Consider the following 20,407-nt stretch of genomic DNA (forward strand, 5'->3'; position numbering starts at 1 on the left):
ATCGAGATTGGCGTGCGACCGTGATGAGCTGTTTGTTTAAGCGATCCAACAATTGCGTAACCCGAGCTGCTGGCCACCCCGTCAAGTTGCCAAACACCATGACGGCTTATTCGATCGCTTCCTGTCACACGGCGGATGAAATTACGTCAAGTCATAGAGTTAGACACAATCAATGCGCTGCTCCTTGAAGTCCCGCAGGCGAAACAATGGCCGCTACCAGTCAATTCCCTCGCTCAAGGATTAAATCCGCAAGAAGGCGACCGGGGCTATTCGGGCACAGGCGCTGGTGCGAGTTCTAGAAGGCATGATTCTTGGACGTTGCGTCCAATCTGCACGACTTGCTTTGGGTTGCCGTTTTGGCTTCCGTGGTCTTCATGAATATGGACCGACCTCGTTGGGTTCCGCCTCCGTCGCGCTCATCGTCTGCAGCTTCGGCCGCCGGGAGCCAGAGGACCTTGGTCTTATCAGCCGATGCGTCGCAACGATAACGAGGGCTTCAATAGAAATAGCGCCCTCGCTTTTCCGCCGATTTGGGAGTCAACTTTGTCAACGGAACCTAGATCATGGCAACCACTCAACACCTGATTGGCAGAGAACCGCAAAACGACATTGACGCCTTCACCGCTCAATTGCTTGATGCCGCAACCGAGAGCGTCATCGTGTATGATCTCGCAGGTCGAGTTATTTTCTGGAACCAGATGTCCGAGGTGCTCTACGGCTTCGCCCGGGTGGACGCCCTGCAAAAGGATAAGCAGCATCTTTTCGGCAGTGCTGCAAGCGAACCCGATTTCAAACAGTGGCAGACTCGCAAGACCTGGCGAGGGGAAGTCCAAAGAGAGACTTTGGATGGAAGGACGATCTCCGTTGAGCTACGGATCCATCCTCTGAACGGTTTAGGAGGAACAATCAGCGCCTTTGTCGAGTACGGACGGGTGTCTGATTTTCGTGCCTCCGAACACCAGACCTCCACATCCGCCGACGAAGAATGGTCCGCCCTGTGGATTGTCGACGTTTCAGTCGCTTTGGCAAGCCTTGGGCAGATCGAACGGAACACCGATCTCTGTGTTACACCCGTTCCAACTTCATCGTTGAACTGCGAACACATGCAAGTCTCGGACCTGAACGTTACAGCTATCAAGCTATTTGCGAACGGGGAGCCCCTCAGCACAGCCTTGGGGAAAAGCGTGTACTGGTACTGGCCCCCAGAGCATCGCGACGCTCTGCTGGAGATGACGGTGTCGGCATTGACTACGGCGAAGGAAGAAGCTTCAAGCTTTACGAGAGTCGTGGGCACCGACACGCTCAAAGTCTGGCGAGACCTGACCTCACAAGCCAACCACGTTTTGAGTAGTGTAAGCCGGTGTCGCCAAGAGGCTGATACTTACTCGGACATCGCGGCGAGCGAACAGACGTACCGCAACCTCATCGACAACATTCCACTTCCAGTTTGGCAGGTCGATGCGCGCGTTATGACTGGGGTTATTGGGAGGCTGAAGGCCGCGGGTGTAGAAGACATCGCAGACCATATCGCCAATCATCCAGATCTGATCGCCTTTGCGAGCGGCGCGGTTATCGTAACTGATGTAAACGACAGCGCCGTCAGGCTCTTTAGAGGGGCCTCGCGAAACGATTTCTTACGGGATGTATCCTATCTCTTCGCGGGTACTCCAGGGGCCGCTACACGCCTTGTAGCAGCTCATTTTGAAGGACGTAGAAACTTCAGCGAAGAGATTAAGATCCTAGCTTTCGATGGCGCAGTTTTGGATGTGCTGTTCTATGTTACCTTTCCACAATATCCCGAGAAACTCGACAAAACGCTCATTATGATGATTGACGTGACGGAGCAGCGTCACGTCGAGCGCCAACTTCGCAAGACCGAGGCAGACTTTGCTCATGCCGCCCGCGTATCAGCGCTGGGCGAACTTGTCACATCCATAGCCCATGAGGTTCGCCAACCACTCTCCGTGATAGTAACGGACGCCGACACTGGCCTTCGATGGCTTGATCGGGTTGAACCAAACATTCCCAAGGTCAAATCCATTATTTCGCGCATCATGGACAATGCCCACCGTGCGAACGAGGTTATACGGCGCATTAAGGACATGGCGGTCAAAAGGGATCCCGTCCGTTGCGCGACGGACATCAACGAAATTGTTCGCGAAGCCTCCCTTCTCGTTCGTTCGGAAAGCCACGCCCACAATATTCCAATTACCACTCGGCTCACTGACGGAATCCCGACGGTAATGGGAGACCGCGTCCAGTTGCAGCAGGTGGTGGTCAACCTGCTGATCAATAGTATCCAAGCCATCACGATGAACAATCCACCCTGGCGCGACATCTCCATCGAAACATCGCGCAACGAAAGTGGACACGTTCTTCTGTGCGTACGAGATACAGGAGGCGGCATCCCTCTGGAATACATCGACCAAATCTTCGACGGATTTTTCTCTCGGAAAACCGACGGGATGGGAATGGGACTCGCAATATGCAGGTCCATAGCAGTGGACCACGGTGGATCAATCACCGTGCGAAACGACGGCACACGGGGAGCCGTGTTCTTGATGACACTTCCAGTGTTGAATGGCGGATCAGGAACGGACGAACATCCAGATCCGCTATTGTTTCTAGATAGATAGCAAACGTTGGTTTAATTGTCCGGTGCCAAAGAAATTGATAGAATGCGTGCAAACGACGCCATAATTTTCCGTTGGAGGACCTTTCATGGTAGGTGAAATTAAATCTTCCGAGACCAGCCGCCCATGTCGTCAGCTCGTTCACGTCGTAGAGGACGACGAGCAGTTCCGACTTTCTTTGCTGGATCTATTCCAGTCTCTAAAGATGGAAGCCGAGGCATTCGAAGACGCCGCGGCGTTCTTTGCTAAGACGTCATCTAACGCCGCGGGTTGTGTTCTCCTAGATGTGCGGCTGCCCGGCCTCAGTGGTATTGAGTTCCAGAAGGCAATTGAAGGCAAGGGGTATGGCCTCCCTATCGTGTTCATGACCGCGCACGGTGATGTAGCAACGAGTGTGTCGGCGATGAAGGCTGGAGCGATCGACTTTCTTCAGAAGCCCCTCAGGACCTACGAGCTTTTGGACGCGATCAAATCGGCCTTCGCACGCGATTCAGAGGCTCAGGCTAAGCGCGCGTACAGACACGCAGTTCGCGACCGGGCGGATAAGCTGACACCTAGAGAGACCCAAGTGCTGGACCTCGTGGCACAAGGCCTTATGAACAAGCAAATTGCGTACGAGCTAGGAATTAGCGAGATAATGGTGAAGCTTCACAGAGGCAGCGTGATGCGGAAAATGGAGGCACCATCATTGGCCGAGCTCGTGAGGCAACACGAACTGCTCCAGTGAAGACGGCATTTGACCTCACCATATGTAGTATCTGGGAACCATCGGTTCCCGCAACGAGCCGAGGTTCAATGTCCCAGAAATCAACCATGACGGTCGCTATCGTAGACGACGATCAGTTTCTGTTGGAGTCACTTCACGATTTTTTCGAGTCGATGGGAATTGACAGCAAGACCTATCAGTCTGCGGATTCCTTTCTGGAATCGGGGGATCTGCCGATTATCCATTGCGTCTTGGCCGACGTGAAGATGCCAGGAACAACCGGGCTTGAGTTACTTGAATTGCTTGTCAGACAGAATGGTCCCCCGGTCTGTCTAATGACATCGTTCACCGACAATCGAACCCGTTTGGCAGCGAGCGAGAGAGGTGCCGTCGGTTTTTTGGAGAAGCCAATCCGGTCCGCAGACCTCCTTCGCATAATTTGCGGACAGAACCACAGTCGGGCTGAGTGGGTAACGGTCAGCGGCTAAACACACGTATACTACTCAGCGTCACTTGGCAGGGTGTAAATCAACCAACACTCCATAAAGGAATATTTACCCATGCCAAACATAACACGAGAGAAAACGGCAGTGAAGGTTCTCCATCTGATCTGCAGTCCGAAAGGACACGCTTCCCGCAGCGCCGCGATCTCACGTCACCTTGTTCAGAAAATAATCGCGGCCAGACAAGGCTCTGAAGTTGCCGTGAGGTGTCTAAACGCGCTCACAATGCCACATGTCGATCGGGAGTTTTCACTGGCATCGCGCGCCGGCGGGACGGCCAAAGCGGACAACGGATCGCTCCTGCTATCCGAAGAGTTGGTGGCTGAAGTTGTCGAAAGCGACGCTATAGTGCTATCCACTCCGCTTCACAACCTGTCGTTCCCGTCAGCGCTCAAAGCATGGATCGACCATGTCGTACGCCCAGATGTGACATTTCGATACCGCGGGAGAGAAATGGTCGGATTGGTAGCTGACAAACCTGTTTTTGTGGTCATGTCTTCCGGTGGCAATCGCTGGGGGGACAATGACCAAGACTTTCTCAAGCCTTACTTGAAGGCAATGTTCGCAGCTATGGGTATCCTCAGTGTCGAGTTCTTCGGTCTCCCTAGTCATTTCGTCAGTGACGGCGCAGGGATAGTTACAGCGACGGACGCGATGACGCTGCTTGCCGACTCCAGGCCAGTGATAGAGCATAGCGCCGTTCATGAGCTCTGGTCACAATTTTGGTAGGCTTCTTCTAGGCAGTGGGAGGTCGAAAAGGTGGGCAGCGGGTACGAAGAACATCAAGGTGAGCTTTTCCGATGGCTGGCATCGGGGCTCAGAGATGAACCAGCCCCGGAACGCATTTTCGCTCAGTTTTGCGAACGTCTGTGTGAATGCGGAATTGAGTTAAGCCGGTCCACTCTTCACTTTCGTGTCCACCATCCCCAATGGCTCGGAACCAGATTCTCCTGGACGCCACAAATACAGGAACCACTCGTGGAGACGGTGGCGTATGACGTTGAAGCAAGCAGTTCGTTCAAACACAGTCCGTTTCGACTTGTTCTTGAGACGGGAAGCAACGTCAGGCAGCCACTCAACCTCACCGGACCCCATCTATTTCCTATCTACGACGAACTCCGCGGGCTGGGGCACACTGATTACGCAGCTTGGCCACTTGACCACACACAAGGCCGGCGTCACCTCATCACCTTCGCAACCGCACGTCCGGCCGGGTTCACCGAAAAAGACATCGTGCTCATCCGGGAGGCGCTCCCGTTGTTCTCCCTCGTGACCGAAATCCGGATAAAAGACCAGCTTGCGAGAACGCTTCTGCGTACCTATGTCGGCCCGCATGCAAGCGAACAAATTCTCGACGGCGCGACGACGCGGGGCAGCGGGGCGACGATTAGCGCCGCAATAATGGTGTGCGATCTGCGGAATTTCACCGCGCTTTCAGTTCGCCGCAGCCGTGACGATGTGATCGAAGTCCTCAACCGATACTTCGATCTCGTCGCAGAACCCATCGAACTTTACGGTGGTGAAATCCTTAAATTCACGGGGGACGGCCTGCTAGCCGTATTCCCCCTTGACCGCCCAGACGCTTGCCAGCGGCTTATCCTGGCGGTCAGGCGGGCATATGAACTTGCTTCTGGTGACGATACAGATGGCAAAAACGAACTGCTGTTCGGTACGGGCATACATGTCGGTGAAGTTATGTACGGGAACATCGGATCAAAACGGCGTCTTGATTTCACGGTGATCGGGCCTGCGGTAAATTTAGCGTCGCGGCTTGAGTCCTTGACCAAGGAACTGAGACGGCCCGTTCTCTTATCCGACACTTTTGTTCGCACAGCCGAGCTCATTACGCAGACCGAGTATATGGGACGTCACGTCCTAAAGGGCTTCGACGGTGCGTTTGAAATTCACTCACTACCTCTTCAGGCCCGATCGGTATAGGTGCCTCCCTGCGGTCTATCTCTTCACTCTAGGTCGTTCTTCAAAGGCGACTGAGCTGTCGAGCCTGTATCCTGCTCCTCTCTCGGTTACGATCAATCGCGGACGCAGAGGGTCAATTTCAACTTTCCTCCGCAGTCTCAGGATCAATGGGTCGAGGCTACGGTCCACTATTTCGTCAGACCGAATGACCTGAGACCCTGAACTTCCTCCAGAATTTGGTAGAGTCCGTCACAACCAGGAGACGGACGAATGAAGCGTTCACGGTTCACGGAAGAACAGATCATCGGGATATTGAAGGAGCAGGAGGCTGGCGCGAAGACCGTCGATGTCTGCCGCAAGCACGGCATCTCGGATGCAACCTTCTACAAATACAAGGCGAAGTATGGCGGCATGGACGTGTCGGATGCCCGCAAGCTGAAGGCGCTTGAGGACGAGAACGCCAAGCTGAAGAAGCTGCTCGCCGAGGCCATGCTGGACAATGCGATCCTGAAGGATGTCGCTGCAAAAAAATGGTGACGCCCGATGTGAAGCGAGATGCGGTGGCTCACGTCTGTGCGCAGCATGGAGTAAGCCAGCGTCGGGCGTGCGAGGTTCTATCGGTGGATCGGTCGAGCATGCGATATCGCAGCGTGCGGCCTGACGATGCGTCCATTCGGGAGGCAATGAAAAAGGTGGCGTCCGAGCGCCGCCGCTTCGGTTATCGCCGTATCCACGTGATGCTCGACCGTCAGGGGATCGTCATGAACCTGAAGAAGCTTCGACGTCTCTATCGGGAGGAGAAGCTGACGGTGCGCAAACGCGGCGGCCGAAAGCGGGCCTTGGGAACGAGACGTCCCCTGGCTCTGCCGTCACGCCCCAACGAGCGCTGGAGTTTGGACTTCGTCAGCGATGCCTTCACCGACGGTCGCCGCTTCCGGGTGCTGGCGGTTGTCGACGACTTCACCCGCGAATGCCTATGCCTGGTCGCCGATACATCCCTGTCAGGCGCAAGGCTTGCCCGTGAACTGGATAGTCTCATCGCCAGACGCGGAAAACCGAGGACGATCGTCTCGGACAACGGCACGGAGATGACCAGCATGGCCATCCTCAAATGGTGCCAGGAGACCAAGGTCGAATGGCATTACATCGCCCCCGGCAAGCCGATGCAAAACGGCCTCATTGAAAGCTTCAACGGCAGCTTCCGCGACGAGTGCCTGAATGAGACGCTGTTCTCGTCGCTCGCTCAGGCCCGCGCCGCAATCACTGCATGGAAGGAGGATTACAACAGAAACAGACCCCACTCGTCGCTGGGCAATATCACCCCCAGCGAGTTCGCAACGAAAATGGCTATGGAAAAACAGGCCGCATGAGGCCAGATTGAAAACCCAAGACTCTCTCGAAAACTGGAGGGAAATTGGGTCTCAGGTCACGAACCCTACTCGCGGAGAGAAGTCTCTCGCGACTGAGGATCTGGCGTGGGGCGTCCAGGAAGGCTGTGAGGAGATTCAGCTCAGCTGGGGTGAGCTTCATATCCCCTCTCGTCGGAGTGCTGAGAATCCTTTGCTGTACGAGAAGATGATAGCCCGAGAATGAGTACGACTTCCGGTCGGCTCTTATTCTTGTCTGCGACCTTTCACGCATCGCGACCTTCAGTCGGGCAACTAGCTCACGAGATCCGAACGGTTCAGAAATGTAGTCGACCGCACCTACATCAAGCCCGCAAACCCTATCGTCCTCAGTCACCAATCGATTGCTCAGGATCAGGATAGGAGCGTCTGTGACAGTTGACATCTCACGCACCAACTGGAACCCAGCGGGCGCTACGACGTCAATCAGTATTGCATCTACGCTCTCTCTCAGAAGAACACGTTTCAGTTGATCAGGTCTGCCCATTAGGGTCACCCGCATCCCATGCTCCTGGAGAAACGAACGCAAGTCCGTGCGCTCTTTATCTTCACTCTCAAGGACAAGTACGTGATGCATTTTGGGCTCCGTCGAACGCGATGACGAGGCACGCTGTATCGGCATTCGAGCAGAGTTTCTCACTAACGTAAGTATAGCTTACGTCTGCCCTGCTTCAGTGCATACGTTTCGTTTTGCACCGCCTTGGACAAAAATCCCCTAAACGGCTGCATAATCAGAGATGACGACACAACAAAAAATACCTTAGGTAAGACATTTTCTGTATTATAAGATTGATAAACTGATTGTTCAAAATTACGTAGGAAAAACATCGGAAAACATGAGCGTATAGAACATTAGTATACTTACCGTTATCTAACCAGATCCATAGTCTTCCTAGTCACCGACCCCCTTTTCATCTTTGATTTGCTGGGGCGGAAAACATCAGTGCGACTAGGAGATTTGAAATGAATAGCACGTCGGTTATCGCCACGCGTCGAACAGTCATGGCAGGTACGCTTTCGCTCACTGCGGCCGTGGCCGCAACGAGCGGTGGGTCTGCAAACGCGGCCACTTCCAAAAAAGCTTCGTCGTCCGGCCCCATGGGACATGGTTTCGTTACCGCCAAGGATGGAACGCAGATTTTCTACAAGGACTGGGGTCCTCGCGACGGCAAACCCATGGTTTTCCACCATGGCTGGCCGCTCAGCAGTGACGACTGGGACAACCAAATGCTTTTCTTCCTTGGCAAGGGCTACCGGGTCATCGCTCATGATCGTCGCGGCCATGGCAGGTCGGAGCAAGTCCGTGATGGTCATGACATGGACCACTATGCGGCAGATGTAGCCGCCGTTGCCGAACACCTCGATCTCCGTGGGGCCATTCACGTCGGCCACTCCACGGGTGGTGGCGAAGCAGTTCGCTATGCCGCACACCATGGAAAAGAACGCGTTTCCAAGCTGGTTCTTATTGGTGCCGTCCCGCCGATCATGGTGAAGACAGCAGCAAATCCTGGCGGCTTGCCGATCGAAGTCTTTGACGGCTTCCGCACGGCCCTGGCGGCCAATCGGTCCCAGTTTTATTTCGATGTCGCGAGTGGGCCGTTCTACGGCTTCAATCGCACGGATGCGAAGCCCTCTAACGCAATGATCATGAATTGGTGGCGGCAGGGAATGCACGGCGCTGCAAACGCTCATTATCTCGGAATTGCCGCCTTTTCGGAGACAGACTTCACAAATGACCTCAAGATCATCGAAGCGCCAACCTTGCTGCTCCATGGCGACGACGATCAGGTCGTCCCGGTCGCCGACTCAGCCGAGATTTCAGTGAAACTGCTGAAAAAACCAACGCTGAAGATCTACAAGGGTTTGCCGCATGGCATGGCGACCACTCATGCAGATATCATCAACGCAGATATTTTGAGCTTCATCCAAGAATAATGCCTGGGGGATGCGCGGCTTGTTCGGGCATCCCCGCCTAGCTCTTACTGCCGGGAGCGGACTACACGACCGTTGGGCGCGGTGACGCATCGGAGCCTGGTTCAAATGGCAATGAACTCCGCCCCAATGCCTCTCAAGATCGCCGATAAATCGCTCGAGGACGTATCATAGCTGACGGAACAGGGGGCCACCCCAAACTCGGCCCCCTGTGTGATCAAGTATCAAGGTCACTGACCGAATATTTCCGGTCAGTGAGTTCTTTGATCAGTGTGCGGGCGGGGGTGTGGCAGTCTTCACCCACTCGGAATAGGCGTTCTTCCCGAGACCCACACCTTCGCCAGGCATCAACGTCATGTCGTCAAGAAGTGCACCAAAGTAGCGTGCACTTTCATCGACCTTGATTTCTCGACTATCACCGATCTGGCGAAGGTACTTCCCAACGGCATCCGAGATGCGAATCGGCTCCGGACCTGCAATCTCCGCAACACCGTTAAGTGGCTTGGCCAGAACGAACTCCGCGAGCAATTCCGCCACATCTTCTGAATAGATAGGCTGCATCATAACAGGAGAGAGGTGAACCTTATCGCCCTGAGCACCGGACTGAGCGATGCCAAACATGAACTCGAAAAACTGTGTGGAATGAACCAGTGTGTATGGGATACCAGATTCCTTGATAAGCACTTCCTGAGCCAACTTGGCCCGAAAATATCCGCTTTCCTGTAAACGCTCAGTGCCAACCACTGAAAGAGCAACATGATGCCGTATCCCGGCGGCCGCTTCAGCGGTCAGCAGATTGCGGCCCGACGTCTGGAAAAACTCCATGACTGCCTTGTCTTCAAATGACGGAGAGTTGGCGACATCAACAACCACCTGAGCGCCAGCAAGAACCTCGGCAAGCCCCTCACCCGTGATAGTATTAACGCCCGACGCTGGCGACGCGGCAATTACTTCGTGGCCCTTCGCCTGAAGGCGCTTGACCAGTTTAGAGCCGATGAGGCCCGTTCCACCTATTACGACGATTTTCATTTTTCGCTCCTTGGCATTGGACGTGGTTGGGAGATGTGCACCGATTGTCGGCGCAGCTGTTGGATCAGTTGGACCCAACCTATCGAAGGCGCGTCAGGCCTGACGACAAGGCATTATCGCAAGGCCCGCCTTACGCAATTCAGGTATCTGTGGACATCACAGCAACCGCTAGGTCTTCGAAGGTTGGCGATCACCGCCCGTTTAAACTGTATGCGATCAGCTAGCTGGCGATAGCTAAACGTAAGTTAGGGATCAAAGCGCGATCCTCGATCGAAGATGAATACTCGGCCGTCAGGAGCGGAAAGATAAGCCGCCGACAAGCACCAGCCTGGTGTCGACCAACCAGGCTGGTGCTTTTAGATTGGGACCATCAGGAACTTGCGACGGGGCTCAGCTACGCTGAATATATTCGACTTTCCGCACGAGGTCAGCTAGCGAGCGGCTCTGCATCTTTCGCATTACGCTCATGCGATGAAGCTTCACAGTCATCTCACTAATACCCAGTTGGTAGGCCACCTGCTTGTTCATCAAGCCGCTCACCACGGCGAACATGACCTCGCGCTCGCGGGGTGTTAGGGCATTGACCAACGCACTGATACGATCGAATTCGGCATCCACCTTGCGCCGTTCGCAATCTAGATAGATGGCGTGATCAATAGCTTCCAGGAGATCCTGATTGGAAAAAGGCTTGGTGATGAAGTCGACAGCACCGGCTTTCATTGCCTTAACGCTGGTTGAAATGTCCGCAAAGGCAGTGAGGAAGATCACAGGAAGGCGGCTGCCCAGCGAAATCAGCTGATTTTGCACGTCCAGTCCCGTCCCACCAGGCATCCGAAGGTCAACGACCACGCAACCTGGCGCATCAGTGTCTGCCGTATTGAGGAAGTCGATGCCATTCGAAAACGCTGAAGCCCGTTTCTTGGTGAGCAGAAACAGATCCAACAGCGCTTCTCGCATTTCCTCGTCGTCATCGACCACGTAAACGATTGGTTCGACGGTGCGTTCAAGATGGTTTTCAGAACTTTGCATGGCGCGTCCCCAATATGTCCTAGATTTATTCGGTTCCGCCGGAAAGCGTTCGTCCCCCGATCCGAGAACCAGGCGGCCAAACGACGAACTCGCACCCACAAGTGCGCCTTTTCGTAGCAACGCAGCCGTATTTTACCACGGCATGACCTCGTGGGAACCTTAAACCTTGGTTTAGGTGCGACGCCAAGCCAAGTTAATCGCAGGATGTGAAGCTCACGGATTGCTATCGTCGCTACCCGGTTTGGGGTCGATAAGAGTTACTCGACCCTACAAGAGACGCTCGTCCTTCGAACCACATCGGTCAACCCAACCCATCGTTTAATCGACCTGAGTTTCTCGCTGCCTACTATCGGCCAACTCGGAAGCAATGGAGAGTATTATGAAAGTGGTCGTGGTAGGCGCAAGCGGAACCATGGGTTCAAAAATAGTCGGGGCGTTGAAACGTAATGGAATTGACGTTGTAGAGGCGTCTGGGAGGACCGGGGCGAACGCCCTGACTGGCGAGGGCCTGGACGCCGCGTTCTCGGGAGCCGACACAGTCATCGACGTCACCAATTCGGGGGCCTTTGGTACTGGAGACTCACTCGCATTCTTCAAACAGGCAGGTCAGCACTTGCTTGCAGCCGCAAAATCCGCCGGTGTTCGACATTACCTTGCGCTTACCGTCGTTGGATCAGACAGACTCGTGGAAAACGACTACTTTAGAGCTAAGCTAGTGCAGGAAAATCTCATCCGCTCCTCTGGTATCCCCTACACCATCATTCGCTCAACCCAGTTTTTCGAATTCCTGGCTGGAATAATCGACACATCTGCCGTGGATGGTGCTTTGAAGCTGCCGCAGCTAAGGCTTCAACCCATTGCGGCCGACGAAGCCGCAAACTGGATTGCTAAGTTTTGCGCGAAGAAGGCTACAGATTCTATAGTCGAATTAGGCGGTCCTGTTTCCACGCTGCTAACTGATCTCGCGAGGGAGCTTCTAACCGCCACGGAAGACAACCGCCCTGTGGTCACCTCACCGGACGCGTTGTACTTTGGTGTTGCTACGACCCTAGAAGCCTTGATTCCCCATCAGATTGCCGCTGCGGGCAGACTGACCTACCACGATTGGCTGTCTCGGACTATTTACGAATAGACCGGCAAGGCCGGAGGCAGCTCGTGCCTCCGGCCCGCACCCTCAAAAACGGATCGTCGCTGGGATTCTTCGAGCAGACATATTCCGTGCTTCCAGGTAGGCCCAGGTCGTCGCGGCGATGCCGAAGATGGCCGGGAGGCTTACCGCGGGGAAATCCCGGACAAGGACAGACGAGGAGCAAATGCCCACTGCAACCTCCCAAAGATGGAACGTTGCGTGCGCAATTAGCCACAGTGTCGCGGCCCCCCACAGTTCGATGCGGCGTTCCGTCTTGAATGTACCAATGATGTATGCCAGCGCGATAAAGCCCTGAATGATCCCGATGTCACGGACGAAATGCTGGTTGTAAAATCCCGTGTCAGTCACGCCCGGAACGAAGTAGTACCACCCTTCCGGATCATAGAGCATGTGAAGCGACAACCATCCGGCCAAAAGGACATTGAACCAGACCATCGTGAGTAAGCTATATTTGAGGATTTTCATTTTCGACTCCTGCGGTTGAATAGCAGTGAGGCTAGCACCAGGCCTTTCTTCGTTCTTCCCAAACGAAGGTTTAAGGTTTGCCGTATCGGCCGCGGGGAGAGTGAAACAACTCAACCCCGCGCCTTTAGAGCGTCACTTCGCCGAGGACACGGCCTGCTCTATAAGTTTCGTGACCTCGCCTGGATGCGAGATCATCACCACGTGAGAACCTCCCTTGATAGAAACCGTCTTCCGCGACTTTGCACGTTCTGCCATCCACTGAAGGGTTTGCGGCGGGATGTTCTTGTCTTCAGCGCCGTAAACGAACCAAGATGGGATCGTCTTCCACGCAGCGTTCGGTGCGGGCTCAGCCAGCGCCGCGTTTGATATAGGTCGTTGGGCCACCGCCATCAGCCTCGCCTCTGCGATCGGAACGTCGGCGGCGAACTGGTCGGGAAACTTACCCTGATCGATATACAAGTCCTGATCGCCACCGGCCTGTTCTACAGGCGGGGCGAGAGCTGGTCCGAGAGTGCTGCCTGGAAACTTACCGGACAGATCAAGCGCAGACTCGCCCTTCTCTGGAGCGAACGCGGCAACGAATACCAGCGCTGTGACGTTGGAACTGCTGGCAGCCGCTTCGCTGATAACTGAGCCGCCGTAAGAATGGCCGACGAGAACTACCGGACCTTCGACCTGCTTTAGGACCCTCGCGACGTACTCGCCGTCCGATTTCACGCCGCGCAAGGGGTTCGCGACGGCCAACACTTTGTATCCGTCCTTTTCCAGGCGAGAAACGACATGGTTCCAGCTAGATGAGTCAGCGAAAGCGCCGTGGACTAACACGACGGTGGGTTTGTGGGTTCCGGCAAGGCCGGGCAGCGCAGAGGCAGCGTAAAGAGAAGCCGCCAAAGCAAATCTTGCGATCTTGTGCATTTGCAATCCTTTTGATCGGTAGTGAGACTGGCCCAGCCGCCTTCTACAGGCCGTTTGATGGGTCAGCGGAGTTGCCCTACGTCGGCGTTTGTTACGGAAGACGGCGCAGCTAGACTGCTTTCAATGGGCCCTGCCCTGCAACCTAAACATAAGTTTCCACACGCCAGAGACAGACTTGCTGGTCTGCAATCTAGTCACGGGTTACCAACGCTTGCATTTAGCTTCGCAAGCGTTGATTTCGTGCTGAAGCGCAACTGATACGTGCTGCTGGACATCTCATTCATCGGTCGCTTTCAAAGTAATCTGATACTTTGACCTCGCGGTAACTAGTGCGCTCCACCGCCCGCTAGGTGGTCAGGTTTCTTAAGCAAAAGGCTCGCGACGAGGGCGATAACTAGGGCGACACCCAAGACGAAAAACGTGTCGCTAAACGCCATGATATTCGCCTGCTTCCTGATCTTCAGAGCAATCACGACTACGGCTTTTTGAGTAGCTAATGCCTGATCGGAAACTCTGTGGCTCATGAAATAGGACGTCAGTTTGGCCACACTTGTTCGCGTCGCGTCGTCGAAAGCACTGATCGAATTCGTGATTATGTTTGAATGATACTGCTCACGCTTCGACAGGAAGGTTTGCAGCGAGGCAATGCCTACCGCACCGCCCAGATTTCTCATCATGTTGAAAAGCGCCGAAGCTGACCCCGCGTTCTCCGGTTCGATCCCTGCTGTCGCTACTGCAGACAGCGGGGCGAAGACGAGCGCTTGTCCAATTGCTCGGACAATGTTTGGCCAGAACAGTTGATCACTCGCATAGTCGCCAGTCATGTAGATATTCATAAAGTTTGATATTGCGAAAAGCGCGAAGCCAACGACGATGACCGCCCGCACGTCGAACCTTTTCATTAGCCTCGGGACCAAAGGTATCAGCAACAATTGGGGTATGCCTGTCCAAGCAAGAACCAACCCGATCTGCTCAGCATTGTAACCCTGGATACGGGTGAGATAGATTGGGAGCACAAACACAGAGCCGTACAGTGCCATTCCCAACATGAAATTGGCGACGATCCCGAAGCCGAAGTTCCTTCTTAGAAGCAGCCTCAAGTTTAGAAGCGGATGCTTGGTTTTGAGTTCAATCGCTAGGAAAAGGCCGAGCGAGACAGCCGCAATCACCGAAAGACGAACGATAAAATCGGAACCGAACCAGTCTTCTTTGTTTCCTTCCTCGAGCACTGTCTGGAGTGCTGCCAACCCAATAGACATGGTTATAACTCCGGGCCAGTCGCCCTGAGACAAAAGCTTGAGGTTCATTGGTGATGGATCAAGCGATGCCCAGAGCATCCCAATCATGATAGAACCGGGAATCAAATTCACGTAGAAGATGTACTGCCAACCATAATTTTCGGTAAGGTAGCCACCAATAGTCGGTCCGATTGCGGGCGCGAAGGTGGCCGATAACGCAAACAGTGCCAAGCCTACCGATTGTTTTGATTTTGGAAGCAGCGTGATGATGATCGTAAAAGCCATCGGTATCAGCACGCCTCCGGAAAACCCCTGTATGGCACGCAACACGATCATCTGCTGAAGGTTAACGGCGAAGGCACAGGCAACCGAGAAGGCCAAGAACAATATGGCGTTGACCAGGAGGTATTTCCTTAGCGAAAAGACCTTTGCGAGCCATGCACTCAGCGGAATGACGATAATTTCGGCGATCAAGTAGGAAGTCGAAATCCAACCGCCGTCGTCCTTTCCTGCACCAATTGCCCCCTGAATGTCAGCTAGTGATGCGTTCACAATCTGAATGTTCAGGACGGCCATGAAGGCTCCGAGGGTAGAGCCGACAACGGCAACCCACATGCGCAATGAACTCATATGCTCGTTTGTGCTCGCGCTTGTACGCGAGACTGGCGTGGCGGCCGCCTCGGCTGATGACACGTCTTTATCCTCTCGGCCCGGCCCCATTGAGAGCCGCCGAATTTATTGTTGATGTTCCAGATCGACGGCTTGGAAGTTAGTGCGTCTCTGCGTTCGAGATCTGCTCGGCCTTGGTGTCAATCTCGGGTTCTACGGACATTCCCGCTCGGAGGCCGCGTTCAAGGCCCGCCTGATCGATGACGATCTTCACGGGAATGCGCTGAACGATTTTGGTGAAGTTTCCGGTGGCGTTGTCTGGCGGTAGCAGCGAGAATTCAAGGCCGCTTGCGGGCGATATGCTATCGACGCGGCCCGTAAAATCCAGGTCAGGAAAACTGTCAACTTTGATCTTCACCGCTTGCCCCGGGCGAACGAATGTAAGCTGTGTTTCCTTGAAGTTGGCGACGATATACACCGAATGAAGCGGGACCACTGCCATCAGCTGGGTGCCAGCGTTTACAAACTGTCCAACTCGAATCGATCGAGCACCGATGGTACCGTCGACTGCCGCAATGATGTTGGTGTAGGACAGATTTAGCTCCGCCTGTCTTGCCGCCGCAGCAGCCCTGTCGCGCTGTGCCGTCGCCTGCAGACGTTGCGTCTCAAGAACGGGAATTTTGTACTGCGCCGCAATCAGCGCGGCTTGGTCTCTTTCAACCGCCGCCTCCGCTTGGTCATGAACAGACTGACTTTGCTCGACACGCGACTGTGTTCCAGCACCGCTGGAAATGAGCCGTGCGTTTCGGCTTGCATCTGACTTGGCAAAGGTCAGGGACGCTTTGGAAGCATCAAGTGATGCTTTTGCCTGTTCGATCACTGAACCTTGAAGGTCAATCTGGGCGTCGATGTTGGTAATTGCCGCCTCTGCCGCGCTCACGTCCGCCTTGGACTGAGCGAGAGCCGACTGAAAATCGCGATCGTCGATTCTGGCGACGATCTGACCAGCCTTAACGACGTCGTTGTCGTTGACTAAGACTTCCTTGATGTAACCAGCGACCTTGGGGGCAACGGAAGTGTAGTCGGCTTTGACGTATGCATCGTCGGTAGATTCGACGAAGCGCCCTACCGTCCAATAACCGTAACCAAGATAAAGAGAATAAGCTGCACCCGAAAGCAGTACCGTGCTGACGATGACCTTTTTCAAACTAGATTTGCGAGCTCCCCCATCAGCAACGAGCTTTTTCTCATTCAAAGGCGATGACTCTTCGAGCTTCTTGTTGTTCGTTTCGGCGGGGGCCCCAAAGGCCTCTTTGCGGGGCAGTTCGACCACTTTAATCTCCTTTAGCAGCTTGGCGCGCACGGCGCTTAGCCGACCTTTTTGAACTGGTCAGTTCGATCTGATAATAGCTCGAATCCAGCAAGGATCTTTCGCCCAGCGCGGATAATCCTTCTCTAGGCTACAAGCCGCCGGTCGGCGTTCGCCGTCCGGCGGGAATTTCCTGAGCTAGATGCTCTCTCGCTTTGTTATTATGACGAGCGTCGACCTCCCTTGGAGCTGCCTTTCAGCTGAATGCTAGCAATGGCAGCAATGCAAAGTCCCATCACGACGTGGATCCACATCGGGGCGCCAGACACGCCGAAGCCGAGGAGGAAAGGCGCGATGAGGGTCCAGCAGCCGAGACTAAGATTCGACCACTCCGCCCACACGCCATAACGGCTGAGCGCAACAGCAGAAAAACTCATTACGAGTACGCCAACGATTACCGCATTCCAGGCCGCAGCGGGGGTGTCCCGAAAATAGAGAGCGCAGCAGGCCATGCATACACCCAACAGTACGTTCGTCCATTCCAAGGCTTTGCTCGGCAGTTCATTTTTCATTATCTTGTACCTATTCCACATTGAGATTAGATAGAGCCGTAGTAACGTTCGGCGCTACCCTAGTTTTATTTACGATTGAATTGAAATCATCAATAAAACGTATGTATAGCTTCGCTGGAATAGTGTTTATTGTTGCGCTTTGTATTTATTAGATTTCAATGCATTTGCCGCAGCCGATATTTTGTCGATGTATTTCTCCCAACACAGCTACAGCGGCGAACCTCACACGTCGAAATGCCGGTCACCGACTGGCAGAAATTTTGGTTATTACAATCTTAGAAATGATGAGTGCTGGCGCAGCGAACAGGAAGAAAGCCGCGACCGCAAAGAAAGCGGAATTGAAAGCAATCAGCATAGATTGGTGCACGACTTGTTTTCCCATGAGCAGTGTTGATGCTTTCATCGCTGCGCCTGCCTCCATACCATTCATAGTTAGGTACTTGGCGGCCGACACCACACGTTCTAGGACCTCGACACTGCCCGGCGTGATATGTGCGGCCAGCACAGCGCGATTTTGTGCTGTTTCGTTCTCGATGAACGTCTGAAGAAATGACACCCCAACGAGACCGCCAAAAAGGCGTCCTATGTTGAACAGGGCAACACCAGAGGCAACCACCGCTCGGTTCAAGTCGAGGAGTGTGATCAAAGTGATCGATAGAAACAGCAGTCCCAGCGATGCCCCTCGGAGCAGAACCGCAGGCAACATATCAGGCATCCCGCTGCCGCCGGTAGAACCAGACAGCATAAGCATTGACGATATCAATCCAAGGATTCCGAAAGGCACGGTCACTACGGGAGGCAATCTCAGCCGACTGATGAGGATTGCCGCCAGGATCAGCGTTGAGACGAACATGACCGTGCTCGGTAGCAGCAGCATTCCGGCAGCTGTAGGTGTCATTCTCAGCATTGAAATCGCGAACGAGGGGATTAGAAAACCACTCCCCATCAGGGCAAAACCAGCGGCAAAACTAGCGAGGAAGCCGAATGTGAAGCCTGGGTCCTGGAAGACGTCAAAATTCAGCAACTGTGCCCTGCGGGGCTGGGTTCGTCCCGCCGACAGAACAAAAGCTAGAAACGCCGCTGCCCCCAGAGCGATGCATGTCGCTATGGTTTCGTCTCGATGCCAGTCCCATCGGTTTCCCTGCGACAGCACAAAGGACACGCAGAAAGCAGCCAATGTCAGAAACAGGAACCCGCGCATGTCGGGAGTTGTCAGTGGCTTTTGATCCGTCGTCTCGGTGTCTGACATGATAAGCAAAGCAGACGCGGTCGCGCCGATCGGCAGAACCGAGAGAAACACGGTTTCCCACGAGTGATTGTCCAGCATCCAACCGTGTAGATATGGCGCAAGCGTTGCCGGAGCGACCACTGCACCGATCGCGAAAATAACTTGGATAAAGGGCTGGCTTCGCCTCTGGAAGGACGTCAGGAGTAGCGTCTGACCGCAAACAAGCAGGATTCCCCCCGCCCCGCCCTGGATTACTCGGGCGAGTGAAAGAACCGTTAGGTCCCGAGAGAATGCAGCGATGGCACATGCCAAAGTCATGACAACAGTTGAGAGAGTTAGGGCACGTCGTAAATGACGCGAGGACGCCAGCCACGCTCCTGCGGCAAAACCAACCAGCTTCGCGGCCGTATATCCGAAATCCAAAAAGGCGAACTCATCCGGCGACGCGTGCACGTCGCTCATCATATCCAATCGGGCGATCGACAATACCGAGCCGGTCACTGCCTCAGTCAGCGACGCCAAGACGACACCGATCAGCATGCACAGCACTCCAATGCGCTTGCCTCTATCTGTCATCGAAATCTCCTCCGCTCGTACGCATAGTGAGATGCTCTTGAAGAGCGTGAATCGTAGGTATTTGGAGTGTCATGATCGCCATCGCTTGAGAATGCGCAATTAAACGCAAGGACTATTCGCTCATAGCGGATAATAGGATAGAATGACCCAGGTGCTTTGCGCACCTCAACTCACTGGGCTGGCACTGCCTCGGAGACTTCATGGACCGCTTGAAAAGTTTAAACGTCTTTGGAAAAGTCGTGGAGCATGGCGGATTTTCCGCTGCGGCGCGTGCAATGAACATGTCGGTCACGATGGTGGCCACACATGTTCAGTCCTTGGAAGACAGGCTGGGGGTCCGATTGCTGAACAGGACAACCCGCCGCGTCTCCCTCACGGAAACCGGGCGATTTTATTACGAGCGGTCATCTCAAATCCTTGCGGATTTAGAAGAGGCGGATCTAACAGCCGGTGCACTTACATCATCGCCCCGCGGTGTCCTGAAGATCTATTCAACAATAGCGGTTGTGCGCTTTATTCTTCCCGTGATCGACGAGTTTCTAGCGCTCTACCCTGATGTTTCGTTAGACCTCAACAGTGGGGAACGGATGGTCGATCCAATTGAGGATAGCTATGATTTGGCCATCCGCACCATTCCTTCCCCGGATTCCGGGTTGATTTCGCGAAAGTTGACATCATGGCGTCATGTTCTGGTCTGCTCGCCTTCCTATCTTGACCGTTATCCCGAACCTGCTGAACTGGCCGATCTGACGCAGCATAATTGCCTCAGGTATAGCTATTATCCGCACGGGGACGACTGGCAATTCGAAGATGAAAAGGGCGAGCGAACTCAGGTTCGTGTTGCCGGGTCAGTTCTCTCTAACAGTGCGGAAACACTCAGATATCTTGCAGCAAACGGTAGGGCTTTATGGCTAGCCCCCAGCTTTGTCGTATCGGAAGACCTGGCGGCGGGCCGTCTGGTTCGCGTCTTAACCCGCTATCGAGGAATAGAGTTCGCTATCAACGCCATATATCCAAATCGAAACCACCTCCCGACGAAAGTGCGGCTGTTCATAGATTTGCTTGCCGAAGGTTTTTCCGACCATCGCAAATGGATGACTTGATTGCCTTGCCAAAGATAGATCACACTCCGTGCGCCGAGAAGTGAAGCATCGAAGTCTGTAGGCCAGCGCCATCACCGTCTACGGCGA

At 54.2% G+C, this 20,407-nt stretch carries 18 protein-coding genes and 1 pseudogene; 9 read left to right on the forward strand and 10 right to left on the reverse strand.

Annotation, left to right across the window (positions count from 1 at the left end):
- Positions 1–563 precede the first annotated feature (563 nt).
- The 5 genes from LQ231_RS12565 to LQ231_RS12585 all read left to right on the forward strand — a co-directional run bounded on the left by LQ231_RS12565 (position 564) and on the right by LQ231_RS12585 (position 5,780).
- Complete coding sequence (locus tag LQ231_RS12565) at positions 564–2,636, forward strand: ATP-binding protein (RefSeq protein ID WP_230171562.1); 2,073 nt, start codon at positions 564–566, stop codon at positions 2,634–2,636.
- An 85-nt stretch (positions 2,637–2,721) separates the two neighbouring features.
- A complete protein-coding gene (locus LQ231_RS12570; RefSeq protein WP_230171563.1) occupies positions 2,722–3,360 on the forward strand; it encodes a response regulator in 639 nt (212 codons plus the stop codon).
- An 86-nt stretch (positions 3,361–3,446) separates the two neighbouring features.
- A complete protein-coding gene (locus tag LQ231_RS12575) occupies positions 3,447–3,827 on the forward strand; it encodes a response regulator (RefSeq protein WP_290371357.1) in 381 nt (126 codons plus the stop codon).
- 72 nt (positions 3,828–3,899) lie between these two features.
- Positions 3,900–4,571: an NAD(P)H-dependent oxidoreductase gene (locus LQ231_RS12580; RefSeq protein WP_230171564.1), complete on the forward strand. Its 672-nt coding sequence runs from the start codon at positions 3,900–3,902 to the stop codon at positions 4,569–4,571.
- Between the two features lie 249 nt (positions 4,572–4,820).
- Positions 4,821–5,780, forward strand: a complete 960-nt coding sequence (locus LQ231_RS12585; RefSeq protein WP_230171565.1) for an adenylate/guanylate cyclase domain-containing protein — start codon at positions 4,821–4,823, stop codon at positions 5,778–5,780.
- A gap of 15 nt (positions 5,781–5,795) precedes the next feature.
- Here LQ231_RS12585 and LQ231_RS12590 read toward each other — a convergent pair.
- Positions 5,796–5,963: pseudogene (locus LQ231_RS12590) on the reverse strand (winged helix-turn-helix domain-containing protein); the annotation flags it as partial.
- Between the two features lie 66 nt (positions 5,964–6,029).
- Between LQ231_RS12590 and LQ231_RS12595 the strand changes: the two are divergent.
- Positions 6,030–7,129, forward strand: a protein-coding gene (locus tag LQ231_RS12595) for an IS3 family transposase (RefSeq protein ID WP_113144399.1) whose coding sequence is annotated in 2 segments (ribosomal slippage) — positions 6,030–6,282 and positions 6,282–7,129 — 1,101 coding nt in all. Because the reading frame shifts where the segments join, the coding sequence is not laid out codon by codon here.
- On the opposite strand, the gene LQ231_RS27285 is transcribed toward LQ231_RS12595, so the two are convergent.
- On the reverse strand, positions 7,107–7,787 hold the full coding sequence (locus LQ231_RS27285) for a response regulator (RefSeq protein WP_356635954.1): 681 nt from the start codon (positions 7,785–7,787) through the stop codon (positions 7,107–7,109). The two genes, LQ231_RS12595 and LQ231_RS27285, sit on opposite strands and share 23 nt — an antisense overlap.
- Before the next feature lie 341 nt (positions 7,788–8,128).
- On the opposite strand from LQ231_RS27285, the gene LQ231_RS12600 reads away from it, so the two are divergent.
- Positions 8,129–9,100 carry an alpha/beta hydrolase gene (locus LQ231_RS12600; protein ID WP_230171566.1) on the forward strand — a complete coding sequence of 324 codons (972 nt, stop codon included), beginning with the start codon at positions 8,129–8,131 and terminating at the stop codon, positions 9,098–9,100.
- Positions 9,101–9,364: 264 nt separating this feature from the next.
- Here the strand turns inward: LQ231_RS12600 and LQ231_RS12605 are convergent, their stop codons facing one another.
- Both LQ231_RS12605 and LQ231_RS12610 read right to left on the reverse strand, forming a co-directional pair.
- Positions 9,365–10,126, reverse strand: coding sequence for an SDR family oxidoreductase (locus LQ231_RS12605; protein ID WP_230171567.1), 762 nt, complete (start codon positions 10,124–10,126; stop codon positions 9,365–9,367).
- Between the two features lie 390 nt (positions 10,127–10,516).
- Entirely contained in the window at positions 10,517–11,155 is a 639-nt protein-coding gene (locus LQ231_RS12610; protein WP_230171568.1) for a response regulator, read from the reverse strand.
- Positions 11,156–11,534: 379 nt separating this feature from the next.
- Between LQ231_RS12610 and LQ231_RS12615 the strand changes: the two genes are divergently transcribed.
- Positions 11,535–12,287, forward strand: a complete 753-nt coding sequence (locus LQ231_RS12615; protein WP_230171569.1) for an NmrA family NAD(P)-binding protein — start codon at positions 11,535–11,537, stop codon at positions 12,285–12,287.
- Between the two features lie 42 nt (positions 12,288–12,329).
- Here LQ231_RS12615 and LQ231_RS12620 read toward each other — a convergent pair whose 3' ends face one another.
- The 6 genes from LQ231_RS12620 to LQ231_RS12645 form a co-directional block, all read right to left on the reverse strand.
- Complete coding sequence (locus tag LQ231_RS12620) at positions 12,330–12,770, reverse strand: hypothetical protein (RefSeq protein WP_230171570.1); 441 nt, start codon at positions 12,768–12,770, stop codon at positions 12,330–12,332.
- A 132-nt stretch (positions 12,771–12,902) separates the two neighbouring features.
- On the reverse strand, positions 12,903–13,685 hold the full coding sequence (locus LQ231_RS12625; protein ID WP_230171571.1) for an alpha/beta hydrolase: 783 nt from the start codon (positions 13,683–13,685) through the stop codon (positions 12,903–12,905).
- Positions 13,686–14,011: 326 nt separating this feature from the next.
- Positions 14,012–15,553 (reverse strand): MDR family MFS transporter, encoded by a 1,542-nt coding sequence (locus tag LQ231_RS12630; RefSeq protein ID WP_230173335.1) that lies wholly within the window; start codon positions 15,551–15,553, stop codon positions 14,012–14,014.
- A 139-nt stretch (positions 15,554–15,692) separates the two neighbouring features.
- On the reverse strand, positions 15,693–16,871 hold the full coding sequence (locus LQ231_RS12635) for an HlyD family secretion protein (RefSeq protein WP_230173336.1): 1,179 nt from the start codon (positions 16,869–16,871) through the stop codon (positions 15,693–15,695).
- Positions 16,872–17,062: 191 nt separating this feature from the next.
- Positions 17,063–17,413, reverse strand: coding sequence for an SPW repeat protein (locus LQ231_RS12640; RefSeq protein WP_230171572.1), 351 nt, complete (start codon positions 17,411–17,413; stop codon positions 17,063–17,065).
- A 241-nt stretch (positions 17,414–17,654) separates the two neighbouring features.
- Complete coding sequence (locus LQ231_RS12645; RefSeq protein WP_230171573.1) at positions 17,655–19,217, reverse strand: MFS transporter; 1,563 nt, start codon at positions 19,215–19,217, stop codon at positions 17,655–17,657.
- Positions 19,218–19,417: 200 nt separating this feature from the next.
- On the opposite strand from LQ231_RS12645, the gene LQ231_RS12650 reads away from it, so the two are divergent.
- Positions 19,418–20,320, forward strand: a complete 903-nt coding sequence (locus LQ231_RS12650; RefSeq protein ID WP_230171574.1) for a LysR family transcriptional regulator — start codon at positions 19,418–19,420, stop codon at positions 20,318–20,320.
- Positions 20,321–20,407 lie beyond the last annotated feature (87 nt).

The organism is Rhizobium sp. CECT 9324, assembly GCF_918741265.1.
Lineage (GTDB): Bacteria > Pseudomonadota > Alphaproteobacteria > Rhizobiales > Rhizobiaceae > Allorhizobium.